16 protein-coding genes and 4 pseudogenes are annotated in these 17,719 nt (G+C 61.7%); 5 read left to right on the forward strand and 15 right to left on the reverse strand.

Annotation, left to right across the window (positions count from 1 at the left end; translation table 11 throughout):
• Positions 1-98: 98 nt before the first annotated feature.
• The 4 genes from AC3WWH_RS33950 to AC3WWH_RS33965 form a co-directional block, all read right to left on the reverse strand.
• Positions 99-1,448: a multicopper oxidase family protein gene (locus AC3WWH_RS33950; protein WP_058321217.1), complete on the reverse strand. Its 1,350-nt coding sequence runs from the start codon at positions 1,446-1,448 to the stop codon at positions 99-101.
• Positions 1,449-1,462: 14 nt separating this feature from the next.
• On the reverse strand, positions 1,463-2,926 hold the full coding sequence (locus AC3WWH_RS33955) for a TolC family protein (RefSeq protein WP_113399605.1): 1,464 nt from the start codon (positions 2,924-2,926) through the stop codon (positions 1,463-1,465).
• Positions 2,923-3,150 carry a hypothetical protein gene (locus AC3WWH_RS33960; RefSeq protein WP_113399606.1) on the reverse strand — a complete coding sequence of 76 codons (228 nt, stop codon included), beginning with the start codon at positions 3,148-3,150 and terminating at the stop codon, positions 2,923-2,925. Before AC3WWH_RS33960 ends, AC3WWH_RS33955 begins: the two co-directional genes overlap by 4 nt.
• Positions 3,151-3,237: 87 nt before the next feature.
• Positions 3,238-3,642: a hypothetical protein gene (locus AC3WWH_RS33965; protein WP_113399607.1), complete on the reverse strand. Its 405-nt coding sequence runs from the start codon at positions 3,640-3,642 to the stop codon at positions 3,238-3,240.
• Between the two features lie 167 nt (positions 3,643-3,809).
• Between AC3WWH_RS33965 and AC3WWH_RS33970 the strand changes: the two are divergent.
• Positions 3,810-4,254: pseudogene (locus AC3WWH_RS33970) on the forward strand (YqaA family protein).
• A 25-nt stretch (positions 4,255-4,279) separates the two neighbouring features.
• Here the strand turns inward: AC3WWH_RS33970 and AC3WWH_RS33975 are convergent.
• Positions 4,280-4,585, reverse strand: a complete 306-nt coding sequence (locus tag AC3WWH_RS33975; protein ID WP_058320988.1) for a cupredoxin domain-containing protein — start codon at positions 4,583-4,585, stop codon at positions 4,280-4,282.
• A 68-nt stretch (positions 4,586-4,653) separates the two neighbouring features.
• Here AC3WWH_RS33975 and AC3WWH_RS33980 point away from each other — a divergent pair.
• Positions 4,654-5,555: pseudogene (locus AC3WWH_RS33980) on the forward strand (multicopper oxidase domain-containing protein); the annotation flags it as partial.
• Between the two features lie 200 nt (positions 5,556-5,755).
• Here the strand turns inward: AC3WWH_RS33980 and AC3WWH_RS33985 are convergent.
• A complete protein-coding gene (locus tag AC3WWH_RS33985) occupies positions 5,756-5,986 on the reverse strand; it encodes a hypothetical protein (protein WP_245299054.1) in 231 nt (76 codons plus the stop codon).
• Positions 5,987-6,042: 56 nt separating this feature from the next.
• Between AC3WWH_RS33985 and AC3WWH_RS33990 the strand changes: the two are divergent.
• Positions 6,043-6,162, forward strand: a pseudogene (locus AC3WWH_RS33990) (EF-hand domain-containing protein); the annotation flags it as partial.
• A gap of 182 nt (positions 6,163-6,344) precedes the next feature.
• On the forward strand, positions 6,345-7,229 hold the full coding sequence (locus AC3WWH_RS33995) for a DMT family transporter (protein WP_058320989.1): 885 nt from the start codon (positions 6,345-6,347) through the stop codon (positions 7,227-7,229).
• A gap of 105 nt (positions 7,230-7,334) precedes the next feature.
• Here AC3WWH_RS33995 and AC3WWH_RS34000 read toward each other — a convergent pair whose 3' ends face one another.
• From AC3WWH_RS34000 to AC3WWH_RS34040, 9 genes and pseudogenes are all read right to left on the reverse strand, one after another.
• The gene (locus AC3WWH_RS34000; RefSeq protein ID WP_492377593.1) at positions 7,335-7,712 is read right to left on the reverse strand and encodes a YncE family protein; all 378 of its coding nucleotides are present in this window, start codon (positions 7,710-7,712) and stop codon (positions 7,335-7,337) included.
• A gap of 823 nt (positions 7,713-8,535) precedes the next feature.
• On the reverse strand, positions 8,536-9,726 hold the full coding sequence (locus tag AC3WWH_RS34005; RefSeq protein WP_113399609.1) for a methionine adenosyltransferase: 1,191 nt from the start codon (positions 9,724-9,726) through the stop codon (positions 8,536-8,538).
• Between the two features lie 66 nt (positions 9,727-9,792).
• The gene (locus tag AC3WWH_RS34010; RefSeq protein ID WP_492377594.1) at positions 9,793-11,205 is read right to left on the reverse strand and encodes an ABC1 kinase family protein; all 1,413 of its coding nucleotides are present in this window, start codon (positions 11,203-11,205) and stop codon (positions 9,793-9,795) included.
• Between the two features lie 213 nt (positions 11,206-11,418).
• Positions 11,419-11,853, reverse strand: coding sequence for an iron transporter (locus tag AC3WWH_RS34015; RefSeq protein WP_492377595.1), 435 nt, complete (start codon positions 11,851-11,853; stop codon positions 11,419-11,421).
• A gap of 197 nt (positions 11,854-12,050) precedes the next feature.
• Positions 12,051-12,683 (reverse strand): annotated as a pseudogene (locus AC3WWH_RS34020) (methyltransferase family protein); the annotation flags it as partial.
• A 140-nt stretch (positions 12,684-12,823) separates the two neighbouring features.
• Positions 12,824-14,125, reverse strand: coding sequence for a glucoamylase family protein (locus tag AC3WWH_RS34025; RefSeq protein ID WP_492377596.1), 1,302 nt, complete (start codon positions 14,123-14,125; stop codon positions 12,824-12,826).
• A 51-nt stretch (positions 14,126-14,176) separates the two neighbouring features.
• Positions 14,177-14,452, reverse strand: a complete 276-nt coding sequence (locus tag AC3WWH_RS34030; protein WP_162752631.1) for a hypothetical protein — start codon at positions 14,450-14,452, stop codon at positions 14,177-14,179.
• A 12-nt stretch (positions 14,453-14,464) separates the two neighbouring features.
• Positions 14,465-16,651 (reverse strand): heavy metal translocating P-type ATPase, encoded by a 2,187-nt coding sequence (locus AC3WWH_RS34035; RefSeq protein WP_113399613.1) that lies wholly within the window; start codon positions 16,649-16,651, stop codon positions 14,465-14,467.
• Positions 16,652-16,874: 223 nt separating this feature from the next.
• Positions 16,875-17,327 carry a phosphoribosyltransferase family protein gene (locus tag AC3WWH_RS34040; RefSeq protein WP_113399614.1) on the reverse strand — a complete coding sequence of 151 codons (453 nt, stop codon included), beginning with the start codon at positions 17,325-17,327 and terminating at the stop codon, positions 16,875-16,877.
• A gap of 60 nt (positions 17,328-17,387) precedes the next feature.
• On the opposite strand from AC3WWH_RS34040, the gene AC3WWH_RS34045 reads away from it, so the two are divergent.
• Complete coding sequence (locus AC3WWH_RS34045) at positions 17,388-17,663, forward strand: ceramidase domain-containing protein (RefSeq protein ID WP_058325368.1); 276 nt, start codon at positions 17,388-17,390, stop codon at positions 17,661-17,663.
• The last annotated feature ends 56 nt before the right edge of the window (positions 17,664-17,719 follow it).

Here is a 17,719-nt window from a genome sequence, read left to right on the forward strand (position 1 = left end):
GAAGCGAGCGCCGGGGAGGCGATAGCGGCGAGGAGAAGTCCGAGCATCGCAGGTTTCATTGTTTGGTCCTTTGGTTGGTTGAACATGGGCATGCGGGATCAGCCGTGATTTCCATGCTTCGGCGTGATCAGCGTTTTCGCGTCATTGGTCTTGGTTGCGTCGGGGAGCTCGCCCGTCCACTCCCAGGCCTGGGTTCCGGGCGGGTTCTCGTACCAGCCGGGGTCGGCGTAATCGCCTGCCGAGATGCCCTCGCGCACCTTCACGACCGAGAACATGCCGCCCATTTCGATCGGTCCGTGCGGACCCCAGCCGGTCATCATCGGCACGGTGTTCTCGGGGATCTCCATTTCCATCTCGCCCATGTCGGCCATGCCCTTGGTGCCCATAGGCATGTACTCCGGGCGGATCTTCTTGATCTTCTCGGCGACCGTCTTCTTGTCCACGCCGATGAAGGTCGGGATGTCATGTCCCATGGCGTTCATCGTGTGGTGCGACTTGTGGCAATGGATCGCCCAGTCGCCGACGTACTTGGCGTCGAACTCATAGGCCCGCATTGCACCGACCGGAATGTCGATGCTGACCTCGGGCCAGCGCGCCTCCGGCCGCACCCAGCCGCCATCGGTGCAGGTGACCTCGAAGTCGTAGCCGTGCATGTGGATCGGATGGTTGGTCATCGTCAGATTGCCGACCCGCACCCGCACCCGGTCGTTCTTGGAGACGACCAGCGGGCTGATGTCCGGAAACACGCGGCTGTTCCAGCACCACATGTTGAAGTCGGTCATCTCCATGATCCGCGGCACGTAGGAGCCGGGATCGATGTCGTACGCGTTGAGCAGGAACACGAAGTCGCGGTCAACCGGCATGAACTTCGGGTCTTTTGGATGGATGACGAAGAAGCCCATCATGCCCATCGCCATCTGCACCATCTCGTCGGAATGCGGGTGGTACATGAACGTGCCTGACTTCACGAGGTCGAATTCGTAGACAAAGGTCTTGCCGACCGGAATGTGCGGCTGCGACAGACCGCCGACACCATCCATGCCCGATGGCAGGATCATGCCGTGCCAGTGGATGGTCGTGTGTTCCGGCAGCTTGTTGGTGACGAAGATCCTGACACGATCGCCTTCGACCGCTTCGATCGTCGGTCCCGGCGACTGGCCGTTGTAACCCCAGAGATAGGCGGTCATGCCCTCGGCCATCTCCCGCTCGACCGGCTCGGCGACGAGGTGGAACTCCTTGACCCCGTTGTTCATCCGGTAGGGCAGCGTCCAGCCGTTGAGGGTGACGACCGGATTGTAGTCGGGACCGGATGTCGGTCTGACCGGGGTCTGGGTCTCGGCCGTTTCCATCACCGCGGCCTCGGGCAGGCCCATGTTGTTGGTCTTCGCCCAGGCGGCGGTCGACACCAGTGCGGCGCTCGCGCCGAGCAATTGTCTTCTGTTGAACATAGCCTGTTCCTTTCTCAGTGCCCGCCGCCGCCGCTTTCGGCGGCCGCCGCGACTTCGGTTTCTCCTGAGGCGGCTCCCGCACCGCCGCCGTAGATCGCCGGGGCGAGGTTGGCCTCGGCCAGCCAAAAGTCTCGCTTCGCATTGACCGCGAGGAGGATGGAATTGACCTTCTCACGGCTGTCGGCGAGCAGTTCGAATGTGTTGGTGATCATGCCGTTGTAGGTGAGGAGGGACTCCTCTTCGATCTTGGTGCGCAACGGCACGACACTGTTCCTGTAGTGCCGGGCGATGTCGTAGTTGGAGCGGTAGGCCTGGTAGGCGGAGCGCGCCTCGGAGCGGACGTTGACGGCCTTCTCGGCGAGCAGGTTCGCCGACCGCATGTAGGCGAGTTCCGCCTTGCGCATGCGGGCCTTGCCGCTGTCGAAGATCGGAATCACGAACTCGAGCTCAGCGATACCTGTCGTCTCGGTCTGGACGTCGCCATCCTCCTTTTCCCGCTCCGTCTCGAAGCCGGTCAGGAGTTCGAGGTCGGTGACATAGCGGGTGGCTTCGGTCAGCTTGTAGGATTTCGCCGTTGCGTCGAGGTCCAGCTTGGCCATCTGCAGGTCGACGCGGCGCTGCAGGGCCTCCGCCTCGATGAGGTCGCGCTTCATGACTCCCTTCGGCAGAGAGGGCAGGCGGTTCGGCACCTGGTAGTCGACATCCGACCCCCAGAGTCCCATCAGCCGCGTCAGCTCCTCCTTTGCGAGCCGGGCCTCCAGCCGGGCCTTCGCCGATTGCCCGACCAGCTCCGCGTAGAAGACATGTTCGCGGGCCTGCGAGCCCTTCGACATCGCGCCTGTCTCGCCAAGTTTCTGGGCAAGCTCGGACGCGGCATCGGCGGCCGCCTGGGCCTGATTGAGCTGGGCGACGGTCTCCCACGCAGCAACGGCGTTGATCCAGGCGCGGCGGGTGTCCGCGGCGAGCTGAAGGGTCCGCAATGCGGCGTTCAACTGTGCCTGGCGGAACCGGGTGTCGGCGATGGCGATATCCCGGTCGCGCGTGGCGAGGGCCAGGATGTTCGATGTGATCGCTCCCTCGATCGACCTGAATGCCTCGATGCCAGGCGCGCCAACGCCGTTGAATCCGATAGAGACCGTCGGGTTGACGAACATCGTCGACTGCCATGCGTCGGCGGCCGAATCCCCCAGATCCGCATAGGCGGCCTGCAGGCCCTTGTTGTTCAGGAGCGCGACCTGGACCGCCGTGTCCACGTCGAGGGTCTTCTTGGCGATCAGCGTCCTGACGCGGTCGGAGACGACCCGCGCCTGCTGCTGGTTCTGGACCCAGACGGTCTGCTTGCCCGTCGCCTCGGAGGTCCTGGCTTCGACCGAAGGAAAACCCGCGTCCTTGGCCGCATATTCGGTGGCCGACACGCAGCCTCCGACGACCAAGGGGAGGGCGAGCGTCGCAGCCAGCTTCAACGCGCGTGGGGTCATGACGCGTCTCCTTCCGGAGCCTGCGCGTCATTCTGGTTGCGCCATGGCTTGGGATCGACCGGAGCGCGGTGGGTGTAGCCCGAAACCGGGCTCGTATATCTGAGGGGGCGGACTTCAGCCGGCGATGCCGCGAGGTCGCCCGATGCAATGACGTCGGGAGGCAGTGTGGCTGCGCATCCGCTTGCGATAAGCGGCAAGGCGGCCACCAGAAATAGGGGTTTCATGATCTTGTCCGAACAGGAGATGGCATCGGCGCTGAGAGGAATGACGCTCGCAACGCGCGGTGAGACCCGTAGAACGGGTGCGGTCTATCAGATATTCGGGGGACGGTGGAGCGACGGGATCTCGCCCATGACGCTGGCGTCGTCGATGAATTCCCGGATGACGGCCAGACGCTCGCCGCCGACAGGGACGCTGCTGGCTACGATGGCCATGCTGGCACAAAAGCTGCCGCAGCATTCCTGCTTGGCGATTTTCAGCGTAGCGTCATCAGGCGAGGACGCGTGGTCACCGTCCGAATGGTGGCCCGCCGCCGCTTCGTGGTGGTCATCCACCTGGCCATGGTGATCGTGGGACTGCAAGACCTCCGACCCGGACCATGACGGGTGCATGGCAGCCGACGCGGTCGGCAGGGAGTATCCCGCCAGTGACACGATGATCACCAAGCGGAGCAGAACCAGCATCTTTGAAAATGTGATTCGATACATCTTGCCCATGTCGGAGGACTAACAGCAGCCCGGAAGTTGTCAATTGTCAGGTTCTATCCTTGATGCGATTCGCGTCTATTCTGTGGCACTGAAGTACGTTGCCGCTTTCGGGCAGACGGGGACACGGTTGCATGGCCCGCGGCGCGCCCCTTGTCCCGCACTCCGAGCGAGGTTGCATGGCTAGCCTGACCGCGTATCGCGGATTGTTTCTCGTCGCGTTCGGCGCAGCGACAGTGCTGCCCTTTCAATCAGAGCCCCTGCTTGTTGGCATGCTCGTGTCAGGCCAATTCTCGACGCTGTGGGTTCTCGTCGTCGCAAGCATCGGCAACGTGCTGGGAGCAGCCTTGAACGGCGTGCTCAGGCGATTCATCGATCGGTTTCACGACCGACCCTGGTTCCCGGTGAAGGCCTCCTTGCTGGAAAGGGCGGCGCGATTGTACCGGCGTTACGGGCGGTGGTCGCTGCTGATGTCGTGGATGCCGGTCTTCGGAGACGCGTTGACCGTACTTGCTGGGGGAGCCCTGGTGGTCCTTCCTTCAGCTGGTCGCCGTCGAAAAGACGACGCGTTATCTTGTGCTGGCCGCTGCAACGCTTGGCACGCACGCGGCGCTCGGAATGTGATCGGACGGGTCGGTCCTCACGGGTCTTATCCGGAGGGGTTCAATCTCGCTCGAATCCCGTCCATCTGCTCGATTTCCTTGCGCTGCCCTTTGTTGGAGAGGGCGACATCGAATTGTTCGCCCGCTTGTAGCGTGAGGCCCGTTGTGCCGTTGGGCTGAAGGAGACCGAAGACGTCGGCAGCCTTGCCATTGACCTCGATGACCCGCTTGGCGATGGAAAGCGATCGCGTTGCGGCGTCGAGTGATGGCGTGAGGCCCCCGGAGGCTGCTTGCGACCAGGCTATAGCGGAGAACAATGTGGAAGCGGAGCCGACAATGGCGACTCTTGTCATCAAGTGCTTCAGGAATTCACGGCGTTCATGTGTTTGACCTTTTTCCCTTGTCAGCGGCGGCCGACGAGATGGCTGCGACGCAGGATCGCTGGCAACCGACGACTCTCCGCATCAGCGGAGGAAGGGTTCAAACCAGGGATCGGGGAGGGCCAATTGCCGGCGGAGTAGCGAGGCCATTGAGGGCCCGCTGCGGGTCAAAATACCGCAACCTACTGCGGTCCAGTCGTCGAACGACAAACATCGACGCGCCCACGCTCATCCACTAGCATGGCCTGACGCCCCCCTGGGCAATGGATGGCGTACCAGATAACCCGGCCGCCCTGTTGTCGGCCACGGAGACCCGCCGTTACACGTTTCCGGCGGGTGCCGGCGGCACGCATTGGATGCATGCCCATACCCTCCAGGAACAGAACCTGCTTCCCGCACCGCTGATCGTCAGAAGCGCCGAAGACGTCAAACGCGACGGGCAGGAGGTGGTGACTCTGCTACATGACTTTTCCTTCATCCTGCAGAAGAATTGCTCAGCAAGCTCAAGGTGGCTGGCTCCAGCGGCGGCATGGCCATGGACCATAGTGCCATGATGCAAGGCATGGCAGGCGGAATGCACGGAGGGCACATGTCCGGGGCGACGATGCCGGGAATGGCAGCCATGGACCTGAACGACATTGAGTACGATGCCTATCTCGCCAATGACCGCACGCTTGGCGATCCTCAGGTGGTTCACACCGAAAAAGGCGGCCGCGACCGTCTCGGGATCATCAATGGCGCGACGGCGACCGCGTTCACGACCGATACCGGAAGCCTGAACGGAAGGCTCGTCGCGGTCGACGGACAGGCCGTCCAACCGTTCCCGGGGAACCGCTTCCCGATTTCGATGGGGCAACGCCTGGACATCCTGCTGGACCTTCCGAAAACGGGCGGCGCCCACCCGGTCTTCGCTCTGCGTGTCGGCGCGCCGGAGCGCACCGGTTCCCGCCCGTCCCGCAGATCAACATTTCGCACTGACGCTCGCTGGCAGCATGGCAGATTAACAACTAAGATAAGAATCCGCCCGCGAGGCGGCTTGGTTTTCTGTTCAAAGGGCCCCGTCGTCCTCTTGACGACCTCCATCTCCTTTTGCCTTAAGCACCCCATTGTTCGCGAACAGATACGCCGCGATGCAGGTCAGCTTTAGCCCCGATCGTTGCGCGGCTGGAATTCGACGATGCCAACCCTTGCCGCCTCTTCCTCTTTCGCCACCTCCAGCAGAGCATTTGCATAAACTACGCTGGTAGCGTCGCCGGCGGCCCGACGGACGTCCCATTCGCGCACGGCATCGGCAGCTGCCGACATCGCCGCTATATGCCGCTCTGTCATCGTGTCTAAGGAAGCCGCGGCCTCCATCCCTAGATTTTCTGTCATCGCACCCTCTATCCCAGGCTACGCAGTCACTCCTTGGCCTCCCAAATCGAAGGGAAGACGGTGGAATCTCGTTTGAAGAAATGTCCGCAATTCAGAAGCGGATCTTCGACAGAGTGGATGCCAACAGGGACGGCAAGATTTTTCCCGAAGAGATTCAGGCCTTCATGCGGCCGTAGCCGGTTGCCGCTCATGCGGAGACTGCATGGCCGAGACCGCCTTCGATCGGGCCGTTTCACTACTCGAAGCTCGTCGCAAAACGGTAAGATGCAGGCGACTCTGCTCCGGCCATGGTATCGCGGCCGCGCTGAGGCTATCCTTGCTCAGGTCCTGATCCAGAAAATCGTTGGCGCTAGAACCGATGACATTTGGCACTGTGCTTCGCCTTGTGGCCGTGATGGCGCTTTGGGCTTCTTGCTTCCCGCTGATCACGGTCGGCCTCGGTTTCGCGCCCCACCTTGCTTTTGCTGCGACGCGCGCGTCGTTGGCGGGCGTCGGGCTTTTCGTTGTGGCCTTTCTTCTCGGCCGGCCAGTGCCGCGCGGCGCCATCACATGGTTGTTGATCGCCGTAGCTGGGTTCGGCACGACGACGCTCGGCTTCATTGGCATGTTTCATGCCGCCGAGTTCGTTTCGCCCGGAATCGCCACTATAATCGCCAACGCGCAGCCGCTGTTGGCCGCACTTCTCGGACGCATCGTGCTGGATGAGCGGCTCAATTCTGCGGGCCAGCTCGGATTTGCTGTTGGATTCGCGGGCATAGTCGCCATTGCCTGGCCCGGTATTCTTTCCAACGAAATGCCCGAATTCGATCTGGGAATTGGCTACATTCTGCTCGCCGCAACTGGGGTGGCAAGCGGCAATGTCGTCATGAAACGCCTTACGGGCGGAGTTGACGCCGCGATGGCAATGGCTTTCCAGTTCCTGATCGGCGCCTTGCCGCTCGTGGTGCTCTCCTTGCTGACGGAAGACGTTTCGGCCATCGCCTGGTCTGGCGAGTTTCTTGCGGTTACAGCAATTTTGGCCTTGTTGGTCACCGCGCTGCCCTATTGGCTCTGGTTCGCGACACTGGAGTCCACCAGTCTGAACCGAGCCAACGCTTTTGCTTTTCTAACGCCCTTGATCGGAATTGGAATCGGCGCCGCCTTTTTTGCTGAACGCCTCGATTGGATCCAGTTCATCGGCGTTGGCGCTGTTCTGGTCGGAGTGGTTCTGGTGCAGCTCGATGTCCCGAAAAACTCCACCTGAATTTATCCGTTGTGCTTCCCTTTCCGTCTGGTGCCAAGTTCGATGCTCTTCATCGCACGCATGTGTAAGCCTTTGCCATGTACGCGGCCGATCTCCCTCGGCCGGTCACCTCGAGTACGTGACGCCGTTCGGCCCATCGCCGACTGGAACGGTCGCCAGGACATCGAGGGTCCATAGATCGACTACCGATAGACTGTCGGCGTGGACGTTTGTGACAAAGGCGAGCCGTCCTTGGTCATCGACCGCGATACCGTGCGCTTCGGGGCCGGTGCGGATCGTCTTCACGACGGTGCGGCTTGCCGCGTCGATGACGGAGACCGTGTCGCCCGGTACCGCTTCAGTTCCTTGGTTGGCAACCAGCACCAAGCGTTTGTCCGGTGTCGCGTGAACCTGAATGGGGCCGGCGCCCACGGCGATACGGCTGGTTACCTTCCGGCTCTTCGTGTCGATGACGGCGAGTTTGTTCTCGTCTCTGAGGGACACATAGACCTCGGCCCCGTTGGGCGAGAACCCGACCTGCACGGGGGCTTTGCTGTATTCGCGCCAGTTCGCTGGACTCTTCGAGATCGAGAACCGAAACCGTGCCGTCCTTAACGTTGGCGACATAGGCTTCCCTCCCGTCCGGGCTGATTCTGAGACCGTGCGAGAAGCCCCCCGTCGCTATCGCTGCCTGCGGTCTGGCGGATGTCAGATCGATGACGCTGACATTGTAGTCTTCCGAATTGGTGACCAGCGCGTACCTGCCGGCAGGGTCGGCCACGACGTGCGCCGGGTGCTCGCCCACCTCCTTCGTGGGCTTCGTCCCGACGACAAGCAGGGTCTGACCGTTGGCCGTGATCTGGACATTGTGCGGGGAGACTGTGACCGGAACGGTCCTAGCCTCGCCCGAAGACAGGTCGAGGCGGCTTACCGTCCTGCCCAGTTCGTCCGCGGTGAACACGACCCCGGTTTGGGCGATCCGTTTCGCAGCCGCATCGCTGGCTGACAAGGCGAGCGACAGCGCCAATCCGGCGGCGGCCCACACCACGGCGGCCCGCTTGCTGCGAGCCGGTGTTTTCGAGGGGTCGCAGCCTTCCTTCCGCAGCCTTTTGGGAAACATCGCATGTTACGTGTGTACGGTCTTTGCGGGACGGCAAAGACTGAGACGCCCTCCTCTTAATTCAGAGTGGAACCCTTAGGGTCTTTTGCCGCAGTCCGCGGAGGCATGTCGAAGCCAAGATCAAAAGCAGCATGGAACGCCGACCGCGCGCTTCCATCCAGCGTCAGGGCGCTTTGATAATGTGGCGACCTATCTGATGTGCGGCAGTCAGAAGACGGCGATCGTGCCGGCCACGAATTCGCCAATCAGCGTCTGCAACCGGTTGAGGTGGTCTTCCGCGACACTTGCTAACTGCGGCCTGATGTCAGAGACAGCCAATCCACTGTGCGTCGCGACCTTCACGTGTAACACCGACGGCCGATTTACGGGGTCGCCGATGCGGCTAACCGTCAGGCAGTGGGCGGAGTCAACACCTGGGACCGCGTTGACGATGGTCTCCGCGATTCGCTGCGCGACGACATTGTAGATCTTTCCGATATGCGTGACTGGGTTCTTGCCTGCCGCCGCTTCGAGGCTCATCGGCCGGCAGGGCGTAATGAGGCCGTTGACGCGGTTACCCCGGCCCACTTGCCCGTCGTCGCCTGCCTCGGCGGAGGTTCCCGTTACGGTGAGATAGAACCTGCCGGAAGGGTTATCGTCGGCAGTGTTGATCCCGACCTCGCATTCGTGAAAGCCGTGGCGCTGCGCAAGTTCCCGCACAACGGCGCAGAGCGCGGACTTTTCCGCCAGGTAATCGTCGACGTGGGCGACGTGACGGTCGATCATGGCGCATGCGACCGTCAGGCGGGCCGACTGGCCACGGCGCACGCCCATCACCTTGACGTCCTCGCCCCAGGCCGGGTGGTCTTGCCTGCGGCCGCGCCCGTTGATGCGGCGTTCCACCGCAAGCACGAGACTTTCGAGTGCGCTCGCTGGAGCGTAGCCGGTGCCGAACGAGGTATCGTTGGCGAGCGGCGTCCGGTCATCGCGGGAGAACAGTTCGCGCAAGTCTTGCGAACCCGGCTGGACGAGCGCGTGAATTCGCACGTGACGGTCGACGTCGAGCGCATGCAGGTTGGCTTGCAGCCATGACCGCGACCCTTCGATCGCGATGTCTTCAATCGGGATGGCCTCATCGCCGAGCAGCGATGTCGCCCGTCCGGCCAGATAGATATTGATCGGCGTATCGACCGAGCCGCCGCCGAAAGCAGGGGTGGAGCGGCCTCCGCACAAGAGCGCCTTGTCGACGTTGTGATGGAGAATGCGGCCGAAACGCTGCTGATAGATGCGGCAGAGATTCCGGGAAAGCGTCTCGGCGAGGGCGTCGCAGATCGTATCCGGATGGCCCAGACCTTTGCGTTCCACGACCTCGACCGGATCATCCGTGGCGATGAGGTCCGATATCGTCAGCGCAAGCATGGCTGATCTCCTTTCGTAAAGCCGGCGTCGCAACACGAACTCCCACTGGCTCTTGCCGTCCTGGTTTCAGAGCCTGCCGGAGCGGGAGATCGCCCGCAGGAGGCGAAGCGTGAACCATAGCGCGAGAGCAAAGGCGAACGCAGCGAACACCGGAACCTCGCCAAAAACACGTGGTCCCGCGACTTTCATGAGCAACGCGCCGGACACGAAGAGACCGGCAGCGATAAGGGCGAGCACGAGCCGATTGCTGCTCCTGTCGAGGTGCTCATGCAGGCCCTTGAGTTCGCGCACATGCAGACTGAGCCTGAGGCCACTGCCTTCCCGAGCAAGCTGCTGGACCCATGTGCTGAGCAGCGACGGCAGGTCGTGCGCGGTATCCGCGGCATCGAGCCTTAGGCGATTTATCGTGGTTGCCCAATCGGTCCGCTTCATCGCCGCTCCCAGGATGCCAGGGGCCTTTGACTGCAGGGTTTCGAGAAGCTGGAAATCAGGATCGAGGATGCGCACGGTGTGCTCGGCAAGAAACATCGTACGCATCAGAACAAGAAGATCCAGCGGGACAAAGACATTTTGGGCCTGCCCGAGCCGCGTCACGCGCAAGATCGCTTCCGCCAGTGACCAATCCTTGAGCGGCAGCGCCGCATAGTCGCCGATGATCTCCACTAGGCCGCGACGAAACTCGCTCCGGTCCAGTTCTCCGCCCAAAATTCCGAGATCAATCGCGGCCTGGAGGAGCCAATCGGCGTCCTGACGAACGAAGGCCGTGGCAAAGGCGGCGAGCTTGCGTCGCATGCCCCGATCGAGAAACCCGACGATTCCGAAATCATGGAGGCAAAGCCGGCCGTCTTTGGTGACGAAGAGATTGCCCGGATGCGGGTCGGCATGAAACACTCCCAACACGAAAATCTGATGAAGGTAGGCGTCGACGAAGTTTCCAGCGAGGCGAGGACCGTCCGATCTCAAGGATGCGTCATCGATCCGCAACCCGCTGCTTCGCTCCTGGACGATCACGGTCTCTGAGACGAGATCATCGACCACATCCGGAATCTTGAGGGTCGGCCAATCGGCGAAGGCCGTCACGAAGCTCCTGATGCTTCTTGCCTCGCGGCAGAAATCGATCTCCTTTAAGAGATTGGTCCATATCTCCGAGACGATGCGCAGCGGCTGATAGTGGCGCAGGCGCGGCATGATGACCGTCGCCACGCGCGCAAGCCAGAACAGGGAACGCATGTCCTGATTGATCTGACGCTTCAGGCCTGGCCGGCGAACCTTGACGATGACACTTCTTCCGTCCCGAAGGCGTGCGCCATGCACCTGCGCGACGGAGGCCGCGGCAAGCGGCGTTTTCTCTAAGTCGACAAACAACTCCGGTACGGGCCTGCCAAGGCCGCGCTCGATCTCCTCGATGGCGACGCTCGTGGGGAAGGGCGAAACATGGTCCTGCAGCTTCTGCAAGGCGACGACGTAGTCATCGGGCAAGATGTCTCGGCGTATGCTGAGCGCCTGGCCAAACTTGATGAACGTCGTACCAAGGCTTTCGAGACTAACGCGAAATCGCTCGGACGAGGGCGGTTTCGAGGGGAGGAAATGAAGGCGCCGCAGGGCGCTTCCCAGCGCGAACGCCGTGGCCACGTAGACGATGTGAAAGATACGGAATATCGGCATCTAACATGTCAATCGGTTGCCCGTGCCTCATCTCGTGTGCTGATACGCGAAACCGACCCGAACAGGATGCTCCCGGCCGGGGACGCTGATCCGGAGTTGGATATCGTACCGGTCGGTGCCGAGCAGCGTGACGAAGTTGCCGTAAGTGACTGTTTCGGCGATCGCCATTGGCTGCAATTCGATCGTTTTCATGCCGACATGGCCCAGGCCCGACACGGTCGCCGTCACTCCGGCGTTTTCGATCCGCGCTCCGCTCAGCGCGTCGAAGATCGCGACCACGATATGGTACTGGTGCGCTCCACTGGTCGCGCCATCGTGCATGCTCGTTTCGCGATGCTCCTTCGGATGGCCCCGTATCATGGCGGCGGGCAGGATCCCGAGGTAGACGGCGAGATCATCGACGACCCGGTAGTTCTCGCCTTCGGACGCGGCCGAGGCATGAGATGTCGCGAACGCGGTCATGAAGGCGATGGCGAGGAGCGTCAGCAGGCATTGCCGCCAAACCGACCGATACTCGCGCGCCAGAGCAACTGCGGTCGCTTCAGACCTATACCTTCCTGAATGCAACATGGCCGTCCTCCCATTCGAAAGACCTGCTTATTGCGGTGTCGTCTCTGCTGGTTCCGCCCCTCGGCATCCGGTTTCGAGACGCGCGTGAATCTGCCTAGACGCGGAATGAAGGCCGGCACCTCGCGCATGTATTGTTCGTATGCGGGTCCGAATTCTGCGAGGGTTTCACGTTCTTCCATGCGCGCCAGCCGCACGTACATGAAAACCAGAATCGGGAACATCGCGAGGGTCAGCAACGTCGGCCATTGCAGCAGAAAGCCCAGCATTACCAGTACGAAGCCGACGTACTGCGGATGGCGGACGTGCGCGTAGACCCCGGTCGTGGCTAGGGCCTGTCGGCTCTGGGCTTCGTAAAGCACCTTCCAGCCCGCGGATATCAGCAGGAATCCTCCACCGATGAAGACGAAGCTCAGGAGGTGGAATGGGCCGAAATGCGGGTTGGTCCTCCAGCCGAACAGCTCCTCGAGAAGGTGTCCTGCATCGTGCGAGAACCAGTCGATGCCGGGATAGCGGCTCTGCAGCCAGCCGGAGAGCAGATAGATCGTCAGGGGAAAGCCGTACATTTCCGTGAACAGTGCGACGAGGAAAGCGCTGAATGCACCGAACGACCGCCAGTCACGCTTTGTCTGCGGGCGGAAGAAGGAGAAGGCGAAGATGATGAAGATCGCGGAATTGACGATCACCAATGACCAAAGGCCGTAGGCAGGAGCACTGTCATGCATAGTAGCCTCCATCTTGTCAGGTGCAGTCTCGCGGATCGTTAAAGATCTGCGCTTCAAGCGTCATTGTTAATGCTACCGAACTTTGTTGCGGCCAGCTTTGATGCCGATCAAGAAAATGCCCGATCGGCGGGGGGCGACGATCACGTCGCTGATAGCCAGCCGCCGCTGAAGCCAGCGCGACGCAGGCCCGCGGTAATGTGGGGGCATCTGCGCATCAGGTTCCACGGCAAGCCGCTTTGGTAGTTCTCTATCATCAGCACGATCGGGCCCTGGTTCAGCCCAAAATGCCATGGCGACACCCACCAGCCATACGGGTTGCCGGGCTCGCCCGGATGGGTGGGGTTGAAGGCGGCCTTGAAACCGTATCGGTTCAACGTCTTCAGCTTGGCCTGATGGATGCAATAGTCGATCGCCTGCAGGACGATTTCCGGGGCGAACGGCAAGGAGGCGACAACAGCCCAAGGGGCAAGCGTGCCGTCGTCCGGTCCATAGGGAACGCCGCGGCCGACGTAGTCATAGAACTCTCGCTCAATGCCCTTCGACTTGAGCGTTGCGGGGCCAGGCCCCTCGCTTGCAGTTATCCCCCAACAGCATTCGCGATAGCCCTCGAACTTGCGGGGGTTCTCGATCGCATAAGCCCGCTGCACGTAAGTTGCCCGCCGGCTGTTTTCGAAATAGTCGATTCCCTTACCATGCATGTAGGCGTCCTGAATCCCGCGAAAGTCGATCCAGACGTGAGACAGTTGATGCGTGAAGAGTGGTCCCGCGTAGAGATACTCATAGCCGTAGCAACTCTCCCACCGATAGGAGGAGGTCCAAGCGTCGTAGCACGATTCCGGGAGTGGATGGGTTGGCGATCCGAGCCCAAGAACGTAGAGCAGCAGCGCCTCGTTGTAGCCCTCCCAGCGGTATTCCAGGAAGCCGCTCTCGGGTTTCCAGCCATGCGTCACCGTCGCGCCACCGTTCAGTGCCCATTGCCAGTCCGCCCGGCGGTAGAGCGCGTCGGCGATCTCGGATATCTCCCGTTCGCGAGCATCCGCCGCATCAAAATACGCAGCCGCGGCCAGGGCCCCGGCATATAGGAGGGCGCTGTCTATCGTCGACAGCTCGCATTGCCAAGCGCGACGGCCGGTCGTCATGTCGAGAAAGTGATAGTAGAAACCCTTATATCCCGCGGCGTCGGGTTCCGGGCCTTGCGGGCTCTGCCAGAAAAAGCGGAGTGTGGCCAGCGTTCGTGCCATGGCCGCCTCGCGGGTCATCAGACCGCGCTCCACCGCGACGGGGTAGCAGGCGAGCGCGAGACCTGTGGCCGCGATGCTGGCCGGCCAATTCGGGGCCGTCTTGTCGAGGATTAGGCCATTCGCGGGGTTCACTTCGTTGAGAAAGTAGTCAAACGTCTCCTGCTGAAGTTGGCGAAGCTCGTCGATCGAGTTGTTCCCCATCCTCATGAGAGGCCTCTTCATTGCGGGCGCAGTGTGCACGATCAACGGCAGTCACCCGTTGGAGTCGCCGCGATCGCCTTTCTGCTCGGGTGTTGGCAGCGGCTGCAGGCTGAGATAGGTGACCGTCGCCATCACCGCCGGACATGCAAGCAGTAGTACGAGGGTCAGCAGCGTCCACCACGAGACACCGAACAGCACGAGGACCACTCCTCCGAGCGCCAACATTACGGGCAGGCACGCCCATGCAAGACGGTACGGACCCGTCCGTGGCCGCGTGCCGGATGCGGGGCGGGATTCCGGGGAGTGTTGAAGGGGTTTTGTACTCATTTCACTTCTCCATCAACGTACCAACGAGATTTTCGCTCGTTTCAGCAGTGCGGAATTGACGATCACCGACAACGAGCTGAGCGCCATGGCCGCCGCGGCTATGATGGGATTGAGGAAGCCGAGGGCGGCGACGGGTATGCCGATGCTGTTGTAGATGAAGGCCCAGAAAAGGTTCTGCTTGATCTTGCGGAGGGTCGCGCGTGACAGCCGGATCGCCATCACGACCTCACGCACGTCGTCCTTGATCAAAACGATCCCGCCAGTTTCCTTGGCGACGTCCGAACCCGAGCCGATCGCGATGCCGATGTCGGCGGTGGCGAGCGCCGGAGCGTCGTTGACGCCGTCACCGACCATTGCCACCATCTTGCCGCCCGCTTGCAACTCCTTGACGATTCGAGCTTTGTCGCCCGGCAGTACCTCGGCAATGACCCGGTCAATGCCGAGCTGGCGGGCAACTGCCCTCGCGGTGCGCTCATTGTCGCCGGTGAGCAGGACGACCTCGATTCCCTCGCTGCGAAGCGCCGCAATCGCCTCCTTCGCTTCGGGCTTGAGCGTGTCGGCGACGGCGATGACACCGATGGCCGCACCATCCGCAGCGACGATCATGGCGGTCTTGCCTTTTTCTTCAAGAGGCCACATCGCCTGTTCGGCGTCTGCGATCGCAATGCCTTCATCGCGGAAGAATTGGCGGTTGCCGAGGGCAACACGCCGTCCGTCGACATTTCCTCTGATGCCCTTTCCGGGCATAGCCTCGAAGCCGGCAACGACGGGGTAGATCAACTGCCTATGGCTCGCGGCACGTACGATCGCCTCACCGAGCGGGTGCTCGGATCCGACCTCGACCGCGGCGGCAATGCGCAACACGTCAGCTTCGCTGTTGCCAGCAAGCACAATGATGTCGGTCACATCCGGTTCGCCGCGCGTCAGCGTGCCTGTCTTGTCGAAGACGACGATCTCGAGCTTCCTGGCCCGTTCCAGCACCTCGGCGCCGCGAATGAGGATGCCAGCCTCAGCGCCTTTTCCAACACCGACCATCAACGCCGCAGGCGTAGCGACACCGAGCGCGCAGGGGCAAGAGATGATAAGCACAGCGATGAAGGCAAGGAGCGCCTGCGGGAAGTCGCCGGCAACCCACCATCCGACGAAAGCAAGGAGCGCCACGCCGACAACCGCCGGCACGAAGTAGCGCGTCACCTGATCGGCCAGCCGTTGCACCTGCGCCGTGCTTGCCTGCGCCTGCTCGACCATCCGGATGATCTGGGAAAGCGCCGTGTCCTTGCCCACGTGCGTGGCCCGGAAGCGCAACATGCCGCTGCGATTGATCGTCGCTCCGATCACCTTCGAACCTTCAGATTTTTCCACCGGCATGGATTCGCCGGTGAGCATGGATTCGTCCACTGACGATTGCCCCTCCACCACCTCGCCGTCGGTCGGGATTCGCTCGCCGGGCCGGACGACCACGGTCTCACCGACCATGATCGACTCGGCGGGTATCTCGGTCTCGACTCCATCGCGCAGGACATGGGCGACGGCAGGCCTGAGGTCCAGCAGCCGGCGGACGGCGGCCGACGACCGTTTCTTGATGATCTCCTCCATGTACTTGCCAAGTAGGACAAACGCGATGATGACCGCCGAGACTTCGAAATAGACGTCGCGTTCTTCGACTTTGACCGGGAGAAGGTTGGGCGCGAAGACGACCACGACGCTGTAGAGGTAAGCGACGGTCGTCCCGAGCGCGATCAGGAAATCCATGTTGATCATGCGGCTGCGGATGGCCTGCCAGGCACCGACGTAGAAGCTCCAGCCGCCGATGAACTGCACCGGCGTCACCAGGATGAACAGCCAGACGCCCCAGGTGAACCAGGGCAGTGCTGGGATCGGAACCCAGGTCAGAAGTGTGGCACCGGCGGCCAGCGCGATGAAGGCTCCGGCGCGGAGGATGGCAAGCGCCAGAACCCCGGTGAGGGCGATCGCAACCCGGGTGCGCATGGACTTGAGTTCGCGTTCCGGGTCCTCGAAGGTTCGCAGGCAAGTCTGGCTGCAAAAATAGTATGTGCGTCCGCCGCGCTCCAAGGTCAGCGCCGTCGCCTTGTCGACCATCATTCCGCAGATCGGATCCTTGGCGAGCGCGTCGCCGGTGGCCGCAGCCGTCTGGCCGGCATGTGCGTGGTGGGACGCTGTAGTTTGCTCATGCTGCATTGGAGCGAACTCCCAAGCTGTTGCGCCTCTTCAGCGGACGGTTACGAGCCCAAGGCGGAGAGTAATGATGCGGCAACCGAAAGGGCAGTGCATTGATTCCCGTCAATTTGCACTCTTGCATGGGTGCACTCAGCACGTGTCATTGCCGCGCCTTATTGGAACCCTCGATATCGGCGTCTTATCTGCTTCTGACGGCCCGGTTCGGAGCCTTGGAGAAACTCCGCTACTGCGGCTCCGAAATGTCGATCGCATTCGAGAAATGGACGACCGTATTCGTGGTGGCGATGTGAACTGAGTTTTTCTTCAGGTTGGCGAAGCTATCACCAGCGAAGAGCGCATGGACCGCAACGCATACCGGACGCGGAAGGCCGCCTGCATGAAGCTGGCGCGCGGTTTCGATAATGGTCTGCGCCGAAGAGACGATATCGTCCATGAGTACTGGCGTTCGGTCGCCGAAGCCTTCCGTGCCTGGCAGGGATATTCTGACATCACGGTCCCCAAGTCGCTCTTTGCGCAACACCTGGTAGGGCGCGCCAACGTGTTCAGCAACAGTCGAAACCAACTGCTCGCTCTCGATGTCGGGTCCGATCAAGAGTGGCCGCTCGCTGAATTCGCCTGTTTCCTCGTTCCACGCGACGACGGCCTTTGCCCTGGCGCCGCCCGCTGATGTGCCCATGCGAAGGATGTCTTTAAGTGCCTGACCGTCTTCGTCGTCGCCTACGAGCTTTCCCTGCAGTTGCAGACGGGAGCGTTCAACGCGCTCACAAATGGAGCTTTCCTCCTAGCTGCGGCCGCCATATTGCTCCGCCAGCCGCGCACAGGCCAGGCTGAAAAGCAGCTATTTGTGCTGGCCTTGCTAACGGCATCACTCGGCATCGGCTCGTTCCTGTTCCATACGCTAGCCAAACGGTGGACGCTGATTGCGGACATCGTGGCCATCGCGATTGTCATCTACTCTTTCTTCTATGTGGCGATGACGCGCATTCCGCGCTTAGAGCGTTTCCCTGACTGATTGAATCATTTGGGCTTTGCAAATCAGATGGGTTCTGATTCAAACTTTCTGCCGAT

The sequence above is a fragment of the Ensifer sp. EB106-03-01-XG145 genome, assembly GCF_058792075.1.